This is a genomic window from Burkholderia sp. 9777_1386, from assembly GCF_015712265.1.
Classification (GTDB): Bacteria; Pseudomonadota; Gammaproteobacteria; order Burkholderiales; family Burkholderiaceae; genus Burkholderia; species Burkholderia cenocepacia.
Genome location: NZ_JACCQB010000006.1, coordinates 194,626 through 208,948 on the forward strand (window position 1 = coordinate 194,626; position 14,323 = coordinate 208,948).

11 protein-coding genes are annotated in these 14,323 nt (G+C 69.3%); 9 read left to right on the plus strand and 2 right to left on the minus strand.

The annotated features are described in order from the left end of the window. Positions 1 to 9 precede the first annotated feature (9 nt). The 8 genes from H0X91_RS07890 (at position 10) to H0X91_RS07925 (ending at position 10,799) form a co-directional block, all read left to right on the plus strand. Positions 10 to 1,206: an acyl-CoA dehydrogenase family protein gene (locus H0X91_RS07890; protein WP_062911162.1), complete on the plus strand. Its 1,197-nt coding sequence runs from the start codon at positions 10 to 12 to the stop codon at positions 1,204 to 1,206. Between the two features lie 14 nt (positions 1,207 to 1,220). After that, positions 1,221 to 2,366 (plus strand): acyl-CoA dehydrogenase family protein, encoded by a 1,146-nt coding sequence (locus H0X91_RS07895; protein WP_006499061.1) that lies wholly within the window; start codon positions 1,221 to 1,223, stop codon positions 2,364 to 2,366. 29 nt (positions 2,367 to 2,395) lie between these two features. Then, entirely contained in the window at positions 2,396 to 3,601 is a 1,206-nt protein-coding gene (locus tag H0X91_RS07900) for a CaiB/BaiF CoA transferase family protein (RefSeq protein WP_062911163.1), read from the plus strand. A gap of 95 nt (positions 3,602 to 3,696) precedes the next feature. Further along, positions 3,697 to 4,002: a DUF485 domain-containing protein gene (locus tag H0X91_RS07905; RefSeq protein WP_006477703.1), complete on the plus strand. Its 306-nt coding sequence runs from the start codon at positions 3,697 to 3,699 to the stop codon at positions 4,000 to 4,002. An 11-nt stretch (positions 4,003 to 4,013) separates the two neighbouring features. Then, positions 4,014 to 5,699 carry a cation acetate symporter gene (locus H0X91_RS07910; RefSeq protein WP_006499059.1) on the plus strand — a complete coding sequence of 562 codons (1,686 nt, stop codon included), beginning with the start codon at positions 4,014 to 4,016 and terminating at the stop codon, positions 5,697 to 5,699. A 356-nt stretch (positions 5,700 to 6,055) separates the two neighbouring features. Beyond that, positions 6,056 to 7,345: a dicarboxylate/amino acid:cation symporter gene (locus H0X91_RS07915; RefSeq protein WP_006490818.1), complete on the plus strand. Its 1,290-nt coding sequence runs from the start codon at positions 6,056 to 6,058 to the stop codon at positions 7,343 to 7,345. Positions 7,346 to 7,349: 4 nt separating this feature from the next. Then, positions 7,350 to 9,359 (plus strand): sensor histidine kinase, encoded by a 2,010-nt coding sequence (locus tag H0X91_RS07920; RefSeq protein ID WP_006499058.1) that lies wholly within the window; start codon positions 7,350 to 7,352, stop codon positions 9,357 to 9,359. An 87-nt stretch (positions 9,360 to 9,446) separates the two neighbouring features. Further along, positions 9,447 to 10,799 (plus strand): sigma-54-dependent transcriptional regulator, encoded by a 1,353-nt coding sequence (locus H0X91_RS07925; RefSeq protein WP_006499057.1) that lies wholly within the window; start codon positions 9,447 to 9,449, stop codon positions 10,797 to 10,799. 99 nt (positions 10,800 to 10,898) lie between these two features. Here H0X91_RS07925 and H0X91_RS07930 read toward each other — a convergent pair whose 3' ends face one another. Beyond that, positions 10,899 to 11,435: a peroxiredoxin family protein gene (locus H0X91_RS07930; RefSeq protein ID WP_006490813.1), complete on the minus strand. Its 537-nt coding sequence runs from the start codon at positions 11,433 to 11,435 to the stop codon at positions 10,899 to 10,901. Between the two features lie 157 nt (positions 11,436 to 11,592). Here H0X91_RS07930 and H0X91_RS07935 point away from each other — a divergent pair, with 157 nt between their 5' ends. After that, the gene (locus tag H0X91_RS07935; RefSeq protein ID WP_006499056.1) at positions 11,593 to 12,165 is read left to right on the plus strand and encodes a hypothetical protein; all 573 of its coding nucleotides are present in this window, start codon (positions 11,593 to 11,595) and stop codon (positions 12,163 to 12,165) included. A 332-nt stretch (positions 12,166 to 12,497) separates the two neighbouring features. Here H0X91_RS07935 and H0X91_RS07940 read toward each other — a convergent pair whose 3' ends face one another. Then, positions 12,498 to 14,102 carry a YifB family Mg chelatase-like AAA ATPase gene (locus tag H0X91_RS07940; protein WP_062884304.1) on the minus strand — a complete coding sequence of 535 codons (1,605 nt, stop codon included), beginning with the start codon at positions 14,100 to 14,102 and terminating at the stop codon, positions 12,498 to 12,500. Positions 14,103 to 14,323 lie beyond the last annotated feature (221 nt).

Here is a 14,323-nt window from a genome sequence, read left to right on the forward strand (position 1 = left end):
GGACCGAAGATGGACCTCGATTTCACTCCCGAAGAGGAAGCCTTTCGCGCTGAAGTGCAGCGCTTCCTCGCCGCCGAACTGCCGGCGTGCACCGCGCGCAAGGTGAAGGGCGGCCTGCACCTGACGCGCGACGACATGCGCGAATGGCACGCGATCCTCAACGCGCGCGGCTGGCTCGCGAGCCACTGGCCGCGCGAATACGGCGGCCCCGGCTGGAGCGTCGCGCAGAAATTCCTGTTCGACAACGAATGTGCGCTCGCCGGCGCGCCGCGCATCGTGCCGTTCGGCGTGAACATGCTCGGCCCGGTGCTGATCAAGTACGGCAACGACGCGCAGAAGCGCCACTGGCTGCCGCGCATCCTCGACGGCACCGACTGGTGGTGTCAGGGCTACTCGGAGCCGGGCGCCGGCTCCGATCTCGCGTCGGTGAAGACGAGCGCGGTGCGCCACGGCGATCACTACGTCGTGAACGGCCAGAAGACGTGGACCACGCTCGGCCACTACGCGAACATGATCTTCTGCCTCGTGCGCACCGCGACCGACGTGCGCAAGCAGGAAGGCATCAGCTTCCTGCTGATCGACATGAATACGCCGGGCGTCGACGTGCGTCCGATCATCACGCTCGACGGCGAGCACGAGGTGAACGAAGTGTTCTTCACCGACGTGCGCGTGCCGGTCGAGAACCTGGTCGGCGAAGAGAATCGCGGCTGGACCTGCGCGAAATACCTGCTCACGTACGAGCGCACCAACATCGCGGGGATCGGCTTCTCGACCGCCGCGCTCGACCGGCTGCGCGCGGTGGCCGCGAAGGTCACCAAGAACGGCCGGCCGCTCGCGGACGATCCGTTCTTCGCGGCGCGGCTCGCGCGCGTCGAGATCGAGCTGGAAAACATGCGCACGACCAACCTGCGCGTGCTGGCCGCGGTCGCGGGCGGCGGCGTGCCGGGCGCGGAAAGCTCGATGCTGAAGATTCGCGGCACGCAGATCCGCCAGGAGATCACCGCGCTGATGCGGCGCGCGATGGGGCCGTACGCGCAGCCGTTCGTCGACGACGCGCTCGACGCCGATTACGACGGCGAACCGGTCGGCCCGGAAGAAGCCGCGAGCGCCGCGCAGCAGTATTTCAACAACCGCAAGCTGTCGATCTTCGGCGGCTCGAACGAGATCCAGAAGAACATCATCGCGAAGATGATGCTCGGGCTGTAACGAGGGACGCGACGATGGATTTCCAGCACACAGAAGACCGCCGGATGCTGGCGGACACGTTGAACCGCTTCATCGCCGAACAGTACGCGTTCCCGGTGCGCGACCGCATCGCGCAGTCGGCCGAAGGCTTCGACCGCGCGATGTGGCAGCGCTTCGCCGAACTCGGCACGGTCGGCGCGCTGTTTGCCGAAGCCGACGGCGGCTTCGGCGGCGCGGGCTTCGACATCGCCGTGGTGTTCGAATGCCTCGGGCGCGGGCTCGTCGTCGAGCCGTTCCTCGGCGCGCTGCTCGCGGGCCGCGCGCTGTCGCTCGCCGGCGGCGATGCGCATCGCGACCGGCTCGCCGCATTGATCGACGGCAGCGCGAGCGCCGCGTTCGCGCACGACGAACCGGGCTCGCACTATGAACTGACGACCGTGCGCACGCGCGCCGAACGGTCCGGCGACGGCTGGGTGCTGACCGGCGCGAAAGGTGTCGTCGACCAGGCCGCGCAGGCGGCGTTCTTCGTCGTCAGCGCGCGCGTGTCCGGCAACGACGACGACGCGGCCGGCATCGGCCTGTTCGTCGTGCCGGCCGATGCGCCGGGCGTGTCGCTGCGCGACTACCGGAAGATCGACGGCGGCCGCGCGGCCGAAGTGCGCTTGGAGCGTGTCGCGCTGCCGGCCGACGCCGCGCTCGGCGCGCCGGAGGCGCTCGACGGCGAAGCGGGCGCCGAGCTGCTCGAACGCGTGCTCGGCTACGGGCTGCTCGCGCTGTCGGCGGAAGCGCTCGGCGCGATGGACGTCGCGAAGGAGCACACGCTCGACTACCTGCGCACGCGCAAGCAGTTCGGTTTGCCGATCGGCAGCTTCCAGGCGCTGCAGCACCGGATGGCCGACCTGCTGCTCGAAGTCGAGCAGGCGCGCTCGGCCGTGATCAACGCGGCCGCGCAGCTCGACGCGCCGCGCGCGGTGCGCGAGCGCGCGCTCGCGGCGGCGAAATACAGCATCGGCCGGATCGGCACGCTCGTCGCCGAGGAAAGCATCCAGCTGCACGGCGGGATCGGGATGACGTGGGAGTTGCCGCTGTCGCACTACGCGAAGCGGCTGGTGATGATCGATCACCAGCTCGGTGACGAGGATCATCATCTCGCGCGCTACATCGCGCTGTCGAAACAGTAACGGCGAAAACGCGAATGGAGGAGACAAGGATGACGAACGAACGGTGCGCGTTGCCGCTGGCGGGCGTGAAGGTGCTCGATTTCTCGCGCGTGCTGGCCGGCCCGTGGTGCGCGATGGTGCTGGCCGATTTCGGTGCGGAAGTGATCAAGGTCGAGCACCCGGCGCGCGGCGACGATACGCGCGACTGGGGGCTGCGGATCGGCGACACCGAAACCACGTATTTCAACAGCGTGAACCGCAGCAAGCGGTCGATCTGCGTCGACCTGCAGACGGAAGCCGGCCAGCGCATCGCGCGCGAGCTGGCCGCGCAGGCCGACGTGCTGATCCACAACTTCAAGTTCGGCGGCGCGGAGAAGCTCGGCCTCGGCTACGACGCGCTGGCCGAACTGAACCCGCGCCTCGTGCACTGCGCGATTTCGGGTTACGACCGGTCGGGCGCCGAGGCCGCGCGGCCCGGCTACGACCTCGTGGTGCAGGGCGAGGCCGGGCTGATGGCGCTGAACGGCGAGGCCGGCCAGCCGCCGCTGAAGTTCGGCGTCGCGGCGGTCGACCTGTTCACCGGCATGTATTCGGCGCAGGCGATCCTGGCCGCGTTGTACGAACGCCATGCGACCGGGCGCGGGCGGCGCATCGAGATGGCGCTGTTCGACTGCGGGCTGATGATCACCGCGTACTACGGGCTCGACGCGCTGCTGATGGGCGAGGACCCGCCGCGCTACGGCAACGCGCACCCGTCGATCGTGCCGTACGGCGTGTTCGACGCGGCCGACGGCCCGCTCGTGATCACGGTCGGCAACAACACGCAGTTCGCACGCTTTTGCGACGCGATCGAGCGTCCCGACCTGGCGGCGGACGAACGCTACGAGACCAACCTCGGCCGCTCGGAGAATCGTGCGGACCTGCTGCCCGAGATTCGTCGCGAACTGGCACGCCGGTCGCGCGCGACGCTGCTCGCCGCGCTCGCCGATGCGGGCATCCCGTGCGGCGAAGTGCTCGGGCTGCACGAAGCGCTGACGTCCGAACGTGCGACGAGTGCCGGGCTCGTCACGCGGCAGCCGCATCCGGTCGCGGGCGGCGTCGACGTGCTTGCGCCGCCGTACCGCTTCGACGGCGCGCGGCTGCCGGTGCGCGGTGCACCGCCGGTGCTCGGCGCCGATACCGAGGCGGTGCTCGGCGGCTGGCTCGGGATGTCGGCGGAGGACGTCGCGCGGCTGCGCGCGGATCGCGTCGTGTAATTCAATTTACCGCCGCGGCGCGGGCGGAACAGTCGACGCGCGCCGACCATTCCACAAAACACCGCTCGCCATGACGAGCTGGAAATGGAGACACCATGGAGCTTTCCGTCATCGAATCGGTCACGGCGCGCCGCGACTACCAGCAGCTCGTGCGGGCACGGCGCCGCTTCAGCTTCACGCTGACGGCGCTGATGATCGCCACCTACTACGGCTTCATCCTGCTCGTCGCGCTTGCGCCGCACGTGCTCGCCGCGCCGCTGTACCGCGGCGCGACGACGACGGTCGGGATCGCCGCGGGTGTCGCGATCATCCTGATCGCGATCGGCCTGACCGCGTGCTACGTGCTGCGCGCGAACCGTGCGTTCGACCGCCGCGTCGACGCGATCCTGCAACGTTCGTGACGGAGGCCCGCATGCGACGCATTGCGCGCGCGCTCGGCGCGCTGACCGTTCTCGTCTCCTCCACCGCCCATGCGACCGGTGTCGCCGGCCCGATGCCCGACAAGGTCGAGCTGAACCCGGTCGCGATCGCGATGTTCTTCGCGTTCGTGTTCGCGACGCTCGCGCTCACGCGCTGGGCCGCGCGCCGCACCCGCTCGACGCGCGACTTCTACACGGCCGGCGGCGGCATCACCGGGCTGCAGAACGGGCTCGCGATCGCCGGCGACTACATGTCGGCCGCGTCGTTCCTCGGGCTGTCGGGGATGGTGTTCATGTTCGGCTTCGACGGGCTGATCTATTCGATCGGCTTCCTGGTCGGCTGGCCGTTCGTGATGTTCCTGATCGCCGAACCGCTGCGCAACCTCGGCAAGTTCACGTTCGTCGACGTCGTCGCGTACCGCTTCGCGCAGCGGCCGATCCGGCTGCTGACGTCGGCGAACGCGCTGACCATCGTCGTGCTGTACCTCGTCGTGCAGATGGTCGGCGCGGGCAAGCTGATCCAGCTGCTGTTCGGGCTGTCGTACGGCACGGCCGAGCTGATCGTCGGCGTGCTGATGGTCGTCTACGTGTTCTTCGGCGGGATGACCGCGACCACCTGGGTGCAGGTGATCAAGGCCGTGCTGCTGCTGTGCGGCGCGACGCTGCTCGCGGTGCTCGCGCTCGGCGAGTTCGGCTTCAGCATCGACGCGATGTTCCGCCGCGCGGTGGCCGTGCATCCGGGCGCGCTGTCGATCATGGGGCCCGGCAAGCTGATCCGCGACCCGGCCAACGCGCTGTCGCTCGGCATCGCGCTGATGTTCGGCACGGCCGGCTTCCCGCACATCCTGATGCGCTTCTTCACGGTGCCGAACGCGAAGGAGGCGCGCAAGTCGGTGCTCTACGCGACGGGCTTCATCGGCTACTTCTACCTGCTGACCTTCGTGATCGGCTTCTCGGCGATCGTGCTGCTCGCGCAGCATCCGGAATTCTTCCGGCTCGGCGCGAACGGCACGTTCAACCTGACGCACGACCTGCTCGGCGGCTCCAACATGGTCGCGGTGAAGCTCGCGCAGGCAGTGGGCGGCAACTGGTTCTACGGGTTCATCGCGGCCGTCACGTTCGCGACGATCCTCGCGGTGGTCGCGGGCCTGACGCTCGCCGGCGCGACGACGATCTCGCACGACCTGTATGCGCAGATGTGGGCGCGCGGCAAGCCCGACGAACGGCTGGAGATGCGGATCTCGCGCGCGGCGACGATCGTGCTGTCGGCCGTCGCGATCGGGCTGTCGATCCTGTTCGAGCACGTGAACGTCGCGTTCATGGTCGGGCTCGTCGCGGCGGTGGCCGCGAGCGCCAATTTCCCGGTGCTCGCGATGTCGATCTTCTGGCGCGGGATGACCACGCGCGGCGCGGTGCTCGGCGGCGGCCTCGGCCTCGTGTCGGCGGTCGCGCTCACGGTGCTGTCGAAGTCGGTGTGGGTCGACGTGCTGCACCACGCGCATGCGCCGGTGTTCCTCGACAACCCTGCGCTCGTGTCGGTGCCGCTCGCGTTCGTCGGGATCGTCATCGGTTCGCTCGCGGATCGCGGCGAGCGCGCACGCCGCGAGCGCGACGCGTTCGCGCAGCAGGAGTTCTACGCGCAGACCGGCGTGCTGGCCAGCCAGGCCGTGCAGCACTGATTCGTCTGACGAAGCGACACATCCGTCCGGATCGCCGGACGGATATTTTCCGGAAATCCGGAATCCCGGATTTTCTTGCCTGCCGCATTATGAGAAATACAATGAAAACAACGGCTTGAGGGGTTCCGGAAACCTGGCATCGACCTTGCAATATAAAGCGCATGGCCGGCCCCCGGCCTGACTATTAAACCAAGGAGACAACCGATGACCACTGCCTTCCTCCCCCTCCGGATGTTCTGAGGCATCGCTTGTTGCGGCACGGCAGCCGCGCGGGCGAGTGACTTTCCCCTGAGACATTCGCCTGCGCGCGTGACGCCGTTTCCACCGGCTCATCATCTACTTCAGCAGGAACCATCGTGAAGAAGAAACCCTTCTACAAAGTGCTCTATGTGCAGGTGATCTTCGCCATCATCGTCGGCGTGATCCTCGGCCACTACTACCCGGCGCTCGCCACCGACATGAAGCCGCTCGGCGACGGGTTCATCAAGCTGATCAAGATGGTGATCGGTCCGATCATCTTCTGTACGGTCGTCACCGGCATCGCCGGCATGGAGGACATGAAGAAGGTCGGCCGCGTCGGCGGCAAGGCGCTGCTGTACTTCGAGATCGTGTCGACCTTCGCGCTGCTGCTCGGCCTCGCGGCCACGCACCTGCTGCGTCCGGGCGTCGGCTTCAACATCGATCCGGCGACGCTCGACGGCAAGGCCGTCGCGTCGTACGCGGCGAAGGCGCACGGGCAGTCGACGGTCGACTTCCTGATGCACATCATCCCGAACACGATGGTCGACGCGTTCGCGCAGGGTGAAATCCTGCAGATCCTGCTGATCGCGCTGCTGTTCGGCAGCGTGCTCGCGCACCTCGGCGAGCGCGGCCGTGTGGTCACCGACTTCATCGACGGCCTGACGCGGGTGCTGTTCGGCATCGTGCACATCGTCACGAAGCTGGCCCCGATCGGCGCGTTCGGCGCGATGGCGTTCACGATCGGCAAGTACGGCGTCGGCTCGCTGGTGCCGCTGCTCAAGCTGATCGGCACGTTCTACCTGACGTCGGTCGTGTTCGTGCTCGTCGTGCTCGGCGCGATCGCGCGCTTCACCGGCTTCTCGATCATCCGCTTCGTGTCGTACATCAAGGAAGAGCTGCTGATCGTGCTCGGCACGAGCTCGTCGGAAGCCGCGCTGCCGCAACTGATGGAAAAGCTCGAGAAGGCCGGCTGCTCGCGTTCGGTCGTCGGCCTCGTCGTGCCGACCGGCTATTCGTTCAACCTCGACGGCACCAACATCTACATGACGATGGCCGTGCTGTTCATCGCGCAGGCGACCAACATCGAGCTGACCTGGATGCAGCAGCTCACGCTGCTGGCCGTCGCGATGCTGACGTCGAAGGGCGCGAGCGGCGTAACCGGGGCGGGCTTCATCACGCTGGCCGCGACGCTGGCCGTCGTGCCGACGATCCCGCTGTCGGGCATGGTGCTGATCCTCGGCATCGACCGCTTCATGAGCGAATGCCGTGCGCTGACCAACATCGTCGGCAACGGCGTGGCGACGGTCGTCGTGTCGGCCTGGGAGAAGGAGCTCGACCGCAACAAGCTGCGCCAGGCGCTGAAGGGCGGCAGCGAAGTCGCGCCGACCGAGACGGCCGGCGTCTGACGCGATGAACGAGCAGGCGGCGGCGCCGCCCGCCGGCCGTGCGGCCCGCGGCGCCCGGGGCATCGAGGCGGAGGCCTATGACACAATAGGCGATCCGCATCGCCAGGAAGCCTCGACCGTGACGCGCCGCCTGCTCATCCTCGTCGTGCTTGCCGCCGCGCTCGTCGCGGCGTGCGCGCTCACGTGGACGGTCACCTGGCAGCGCGGCGTCGCCGAGCTGCAGCGCAATGCCGCGGTGCGCGTCGATCGCACCACCAACGCGCTCAAGAGCACGCTCGATCGCTACGAATCGCTGCCTTACCTGCTCGGCAGCCATCCGTACGTGCAGGATCTGCTCGCGGAGCCCAAGCGCGGCGACTACACCGCGCGCGTCAACCGCTATCTCGAAGACCTCAACGAACACGCGCACGCGACCGTCACCTACGTGATCGGCGCGGACGGCCTGTGCGTCGCCGCCAGCAACTGGCGCGCGCCCGACAGCTTCGTCGGAATCGAATACCGTTTCCGCCCGTATTTTCTCGACGCGATGAACGGCCAGGTCGGCCGTTTTTTCGGGATCGGCACGATCTCGCGCGACCCCGGTTACTACATCTCGCAGCCCGTGTGGCACGACGGCAAGATCGCGGGCGTCGTCGTCGTGAAGCTCAACCTCGAATGGTTCCAGGGCGCCGACGCGTCCGAGCCGCTCGTCGTCGTGGACGATCACGGCGTCGTGTTCCTGTCGTCGGTGCCCGCGTGGAAGTACCACACGCTGCGCCCGCTCACGGGGCCGGTCGCCGCGTCGATCTACGAAACGCGCCAGTACGCGCAGCAACCGGTCACGCCGCTGCCGTTGCGCGTCGAGCAGACGCTCGGCGCCGATGCGGAAATCGTGCGCCTCGGCGCCGGCCGGCGTGCGCCGCGCTTTCTCGCCAGCAAGCGGCGGATCGGCGAGCCCGACTGGCTGCTCGTCACGCTCGCGCCGATCGCGCCGATCGATGCCGATGCGCGCAACGCGACGATCGTCACCGGCTTCGGCTTCGTGTCGGTCGCGCTGCTGGCGTTCTACTGGCGGATGCGCCGCGCCCGCGTGCGCGAGATGATCCGCGGCCGCGCGCTGCTGCAGCAGGCGTACGCGGAGCTGAACCGGCGCGTCGAGGAGCGTACGGCCGATTTGTCGGAAGCGAACGAGCAATTGCAGAAGGAAGTCGGCGACCGGATCCGCGCGGAGCAGGAGCTGCGCGCCGCGCACGACGAACTGATCCAGGCGAGCAAGCTCGCCGCGCTCGGCCAGATGGCGGCCGGCATCACGCACGAACTGAACCAGCCGCTCGCGGCGCTGCGCAGCTTCTCGGACAACACGCGCGTGCTGCTCGATCGCGGCGAGCAGGCCGCCGCGCGCGAGAATCTCGAGGCGATCGCCGCGCTGACCGAGCGGATGGGCAAGATCACCAACCAGCTGAAGCTGTTCGTCGGCCGCGCGAAGCCGCGCAACGAGCAGGCCCTCGTCGTGCGCGCATTGCGCAGCGTGCTGTCGCTGCTCGACGAGCGCCTGCGCGGCGTCGCGCTCACGCTGACGCTGCAGGACGCGACCGTGTCGCCCGCGCGCGACGCGCCGCTCGACCTGGCGCGCGACTATCCGGAACTCGTCGCGCGCTGCGAGGATCTGCGCCTCGAACAGGTGCTGATCAACCTGCTCGGCAACGCGCTCGACGCGGTGGCCGGCGTCGCGGCGCCGGCGATCGAGGTGACGATCGCGGTGTCGGCCGCGACGCTCGCGGTCGAGGTGCGTGACAACGGCTCCGGGATCGCGCCCGATCTGCTGCCGCGCCTGTTCGAGCCGTTCTTCACGACCAAGGAAATGGGGCGCGGGCTCGGGCTCGGCCTCGCGATCTCGTCGTCGATCGCGAGCGACGCGGGCGGTGCGCTGACCGCGCGCAACGCCCCGTCGGGCGGCGCGCTGTTCGTCTTGACGCTGCGGCGCGCCCGCACGCATCATCCGGACTCCGTGTCCGAGCCGGCGGGTTCGCATTAGCGTGAACAGGCCCGGTCGGCGACCGACCGGCATCAATCGAGAGCCGCGTGCGAGCGCCGCGCGGCCTGTCAGGAGCAAGTGACCAAGATGGCCAACCGGCTGCAAGTGATCTATATCGAAGACGATGCGCTCGTGCGCCGGGCGAGCGTGCAGAGCCTTCAACTGGCGGGCTTCGACGTCGCCGGCTTCGAGTCGGCCGAAGCGGCCGAGAAGGCGATCGTCGCGGATACCGCCGGCGCGGTCGTCAGCGACATCCGGCTGCCCGGCGCGAGCGGGCTCGACGTGCTCGCGCAGTGCCGCGAGCGCGTGCCCGACGTGCCGGTGATCCTCGTCACCGGGCACGGCGACATCTCGATGGCCGTGCAGGCGATGCGCGACGGCGCGTACGACTTCATCGAAAAGCCGTTCGCGGCCGAGCGCCTGATCGAGACGGTGCGCCGCGCGCTCGAGCGCCGCGAGCTCGTGCTCGAGAACCACGCGCTGCGGCGCGAACTGGCCGGGCAGCACGTGGTCGCGCCGCGCATCATCGGCCGCAGCCCGGCGATCGAGCAGGTGCGCAAGCTGATCGCGAACGTCGCGCCGACCGACGCGTCGGTGCTGATCAACGGCGACACGGGCGCCGGCAAGGAACTGATCGCGCGCAGCCTGCACGAGCTGTCGCCGCGCCGCGACAAGCCGTTCATCGCGGTCAATTGCGGCGCGCTGCCCGAGCCGATGTTCGAATCGGAGATGTTCGGCTACGAGCCCGGCGCGTTCACCGGCGCGGCGAAGCGGCGCGTCGGCAAGCTCGAGTATGCGTCCGGCGGCACGCTGTTCCTCGACGAAATCGAAAGCATGCCGCTCGCGTTGCAGGTCAAGCTGCTGCGCGTGCTGCAGGACGGTGTGCTGGAGCGGCTCGGCTCGAACCAGCCGATCCGCGTGAACTGCCGCGTGGTCGCGGCCGCGAAGGGCGACATGAGCGAACTCGTCGCGGCCGGCACGTTCCGGCGCGACCTGCTGTACCGGCTCAACGTCGTGACGATCGCGCTGCCGCCGCTCGCCGAGCGCCGCGAGGACATCGTGCCGCTGTTCGAGCATTTCATGCTCGACGCGGCCGTGCGCTACGGGCGGCCCGCACCGGTGCTGACCGATCGGCAGCGCGCGAGCCTGATGCAGCGCGACTGGCCGGGCAACGTGCGCGAGCTGCGCAATGCGGCCGACCGCTTCGTGCTCGGCGTGGCCGACATGCCGCAGGAAACGGGCGCGGGCGACGACGCCGACAACGACCAGACGCTGAAGGAGCGCATCGAGCAGTTCGAGCGCGCGGTGATCGCCGAGGCGCTGAACCAGACGGGCGGCGCGGTCGCGGCAACGGCCGACCGGCTGCACGTCGGCAAGGCGACGCTGTACGAGAAGATGAAGCGCTACGGGCTGTCGGCGAAAGGCGACACCGAGCGCTGAAAAGCAAACGGACCGCGGAACCGGGTTGCCCGGTCATGCGGTCCGTTGTCTTGCCGGAAGGGCGCGGTGCGCGCGCCTGCGAGCCGGATCGGGCGGCGCTCAGGCCGCGTTGCCGTCGAGCGCCTTCTTGAGCAGTGCGTCGAGCTCCGCGAATTGCGGCGCGCCGACGTAGCGCTTCAGGATCTTGCCGTCCTTGTCGACGACGAAGGTCGTCGGCGTGAGCTGCACGTTGCCGAACTGCTTCGCGACGCTGCCGTCGTCGAGCGCGACCTTGAACGGCAACTGGCGCGTCTGCGCGTAGTTCGCGACGTACATCGGCGGATCGTAGTTCATCGCGACCGCGACGAATTCCAGCCCCTGACCCTTGAAGCGATTGTAGGTATCGACCATCTGCGGCATTTCCTGCATGCAGGTCGCGCAGCTCGTCGCCCAGAAATTCACGAGATAGACCTTGCCTTTCAGGTCGCCGGCGGTCGAGACCTTCTGGCCCGACAGCAGCGTGAAGGTCGCGTCCGGCACGCTGGACTTGCCGTTGAACGCGAAGAAGCCGGCGACGGCGATCGCCGCGACGACGGCGGCCGCGACGATATAGCGGACGGGGCCGGTACTGCGGCGGGCGGGGGGCGTGGTGTTCATCTGGTGCTCTCGGAGTCGATGACGCGGATCGATGCAAGGGACGTCGAAATTCGGCGCTCATTTTAGCGCGAATGCGGCGCGCGCACCGGCGGCGGCCCCGCATCCCGGTTGTCAGGTTCGGCGGATAATGGCCGTTTTGCCTGCCGCGATCCACGCCATGCCGAAGGAAGTCACCGATTCGTTGCGCCCCCTTTTTCGCCCGCTGCGACACTTCGCCGCGCTCGCCTGCCTGAGCGCCGCGCTGGCCGCGTGCTCGCCGTCGTACGACTGGCGCACGCTGCACAACGACGCCGGCTATACGATCGACCTGCCGGCGAAGCCGACCGTCGAGCAGCAGCCGGTGGCGCTCGGCGGCGCGTCGATGCCGATGCGGATGCAGGCCGCGCACGTCGACGGCGCGGTGTTCGCGGTCGGCACGCTGACGCTGCCCGACGACCGCGACGACACGCGCCGCGCGGCGCTCGACTTTCTGCGCGCCGGGTTGTCGCGCAACCTCGAGGGCGTGCCGCAGACGGCGTCGGTGCCCGTGCCGCTCGCGGCCGGCGGCGCGGTGAACGGGCTCGAGCTGCGCGTCACGGGCGCCGCCGCCGGCGGCGATCGCGCGCGCAAGACGATCGTCGCGCGGCTCGCCGCGCGCGGCCGGCATGCGTACCAGGCCGTCGTGATCGCCGACGGGCCGCTCGCGCAGGAGCAACTCGACCAGTTTTTCGGCTCGTTCAAACTCGATTGACGACGGCCGGCGCGGCGCCCGGACACACTGTGACAACTGAAAGTTCGTTCGCAGCTTTCGACGCTAATCGCCGGATTTTGCGAGGGTTTTTCGGCTATCCACAGCGCATGTGGATAACTTTGTTGAAAAGTCGCGCGCATTTCCCGCAGAGCCGCGCCGGACGGCCTTCCGGCCCGTTTGGCCGTCCGTACGCCCTTTGAGAAAAATCAATCAAAACAACGGGATACGAATTCCGTCCGGCAAAGGCCGCGGCGAGTCGCGAACCGGGGCCGGATTCGCGAAATTGTGCATAAGTCAAGTCTTGACAGCCTGATTTTGTCCTCCTGGGGCGCTCACAGCGCCGTCAGCGCGCGCCGGTAGCGGATCGCCTCGGCGATCTGCGCGGCCGTCGGCAGCGGGTCGCCGGCCAGGTCGGCGATCGTCCGCGCGACTTTCAGCACGCGGAAATACGCGCGCGCCGACCAGCCGAAGCGCTCGCCGGCCTCGCGCAGCAGCCGCTCGCCTTCGTCGGTCGGCCGGCACAGGTCGTCGGTTTCGCGGCCGCTCAGCATGTGATTCGTCTTGCCTTGCCGATCGAGCTGCAGCGCCCGCGCCTGTGCGACCCGGGCGGCCACCGCCGCGCTCGGCTCGCCGGGTGCCGTCGCGCGGGTCGCGAGTTCCGCCGGCGACAGCGCGGGCAGGTCGATCTGGATGTCGATGCGGTCGAGCAGCGGCCCCGACAGCTTGCGCAGATAGCGGGCGGCCACGTCCGGCGAGCAGCGGCAGCGCCCGGACGGATCGCCGTGCCAGCCGCACGGGCACGGGTTCATCGCGGCGATCAACTGGCACGCGGCGGGGAAGTCGGCCTGCTGGGCCGCGCGCGAGATCGTGATGCGGCCGGCTTCCAGCGGCTCGCGCAGCATTTCCAGCACGTGCCGGTCGAATTCCGGAAGTTCGTCGAGAAACAGCACGCCGAGGTGCGCGAGCGTGATTTCGCCCGGCTGCGGCGGATTGCGGCCGCCCACCAGCGCGGCGGCGCTCGACGAGTGATGCGGCGCGCGGAACGGCCGGCGGCGCCACTGCGCGGGCGAGAAGCCGAGCCGGCTCGCGGACAGCAGCGCGGCCGAGGTCAGCGCCTCGTCGTCGGTCAGCGGCGGCAGGAGCCCGGCCAGCCGCGCGGCCAGCATCGACTTGCCGGCGCCGGGCGGCCCGACCATCAGCATGTGATGGCCGCCCGCGGCCGCGACTTCCAGCGCGCGCCGGGCGCCGCGCTGGCCGACGACGTCCGCGAGGTCGGGCGCGGCGGGCGCCGGCAGGCCGTCGAGACAGGGCGCCGCGACCGGCGCGAGCCGCCCGTCCGGCGCATCCGCGAGGTGCGCGCACAGCGCGGGCAGGTCGCGCGCACCGAATACGGTCACGCCCGGCACGAGCGCGGCCTCGGCGGCGCTGTCGAGCGGCAGGTACAGCTCGGGCGGCCGCGAGGTCGCGACGGAATCGCGCGCGGCGCCGGAATCCGGGCCCGGGCCGCCGGCGAGGCCCGCGCCGGATTCCGCCGCACGCCAGTCCCGCGCGGCGCCGCACGCCATCGCGAACGCGCCGCGCATCGGCCGCAGTGCGCCCGTCAGCGACAGCTCCCCCGCGAATTCGCGGCCGGCCAGCGCGTCGGCCGGGATCTGGCCGTTCGCGGCGAGGATGCCGAGCGCGATCGGCAGGTCGAAGCGGCCCGATTCCTTCGGCAGGTCGGCCGGCGCGAGATTGACGGTGATGCGGCGTACCGGGAATTCGAATCCGCAGTTCTGCAGCGCGGCGCGCACGCGCTCGCGGCTTTCGCGGACTTCGAGATCGGGCAGCCCGACGATCGAGAACGACGGCAATCCGTTGGCGAGATGGACTTCGACGGTGACGTCCGGCGCGCGGCCGGAGGCGGGCGCGCGACTGCGCACCACGGCGAGCGACATGGCGAGGCTCCTGTGAACGGGCGGACGACGGCCGTTCGGGGCCGCATGCCGCGGGAATCGGAGGAATCGGGTGCGCGCTTGCCGGCGTGGCGCGGGGGAAAGAACGAGTGTTGCGGAACGACGTACTGCGAAGAGCGATGGACTGCGAAGAGCGATGGACTGCGAAGAGCGGAGGGTGCTGCGAAGAACGACGGACGACGAAGAGCGGGACCGGCTTCGGG

Coding starts and splice junctions, on each gene's coding strand:
- H0X91_RS07900 (WP_062911163.1), top strand. CDS start 2,396: ATGACGAACGAACGGTGCGCGTTGCCGCTGGCGGGCGTGAAGGTGCTC.
- H0X91_RS07925 (WP_006499057.1), top strand. CDS start 9,447: ATGGCCAACCGGCTGCAAGTGATCTATATCGAAGACGATGCGCTCGTG.
- H0X91_RS07935 (WP_006499056.1), top strand. CDS start 11,593: ATGCCGAAGGAAGTCACCGATTCGTTGCGCCCCCTTTTTCGCCCGCTG.
- H0X91_RS07940 (WP_062884304.1), bottom strand. CDS start 14,102: ATGTCGCTCGCCGTGGTGCGCAGTCGCGCGCCCGCCTCCGGCCGCGCG.
- H0X91_RS07905 (WP_006477703.1), top strand. CDS start 3,697: ATGGAGCTTTCCGTCATCGAATCGGTCACGGCGCGCCGCGACTACCAG.
- H0X91_RS07930 (WP_006490813.1), bottom strand. CDS start 11,435: ATGAACACCACGCCCCCCGCCCGCCGCAGTACCGGCCCCGTCCGCTAT.
- H0X91_RS07895 (WP_006499061.1), top strand. CDS start 1,221: ATGGATTTCCAGCACACAGAAGACCGCCGGATGCTGGCGGACACGTTG.
- H0X91_RS07890 (WP_062911162.1), top strand. CDS start 10: ATGGACCTCGATTTCACTCCCGAAGAGGAAGCCTTTCGCGCTGAAGTG.
- H0X91_RS07910 (WP_006499059.1), top strand. CDS start 4,014: ATGCGACGCATTGCGCGCGCGCTCGGCGCGCTGACCGTTCTCGTCTCC.
- H0X91_RS07920 (WP_006499058.1), top strand. CDS start 7,350: ATGAACGAGCAGGCGGCGGCGCCGCCCGCCGGCCGTGCGGCCCGCGGC.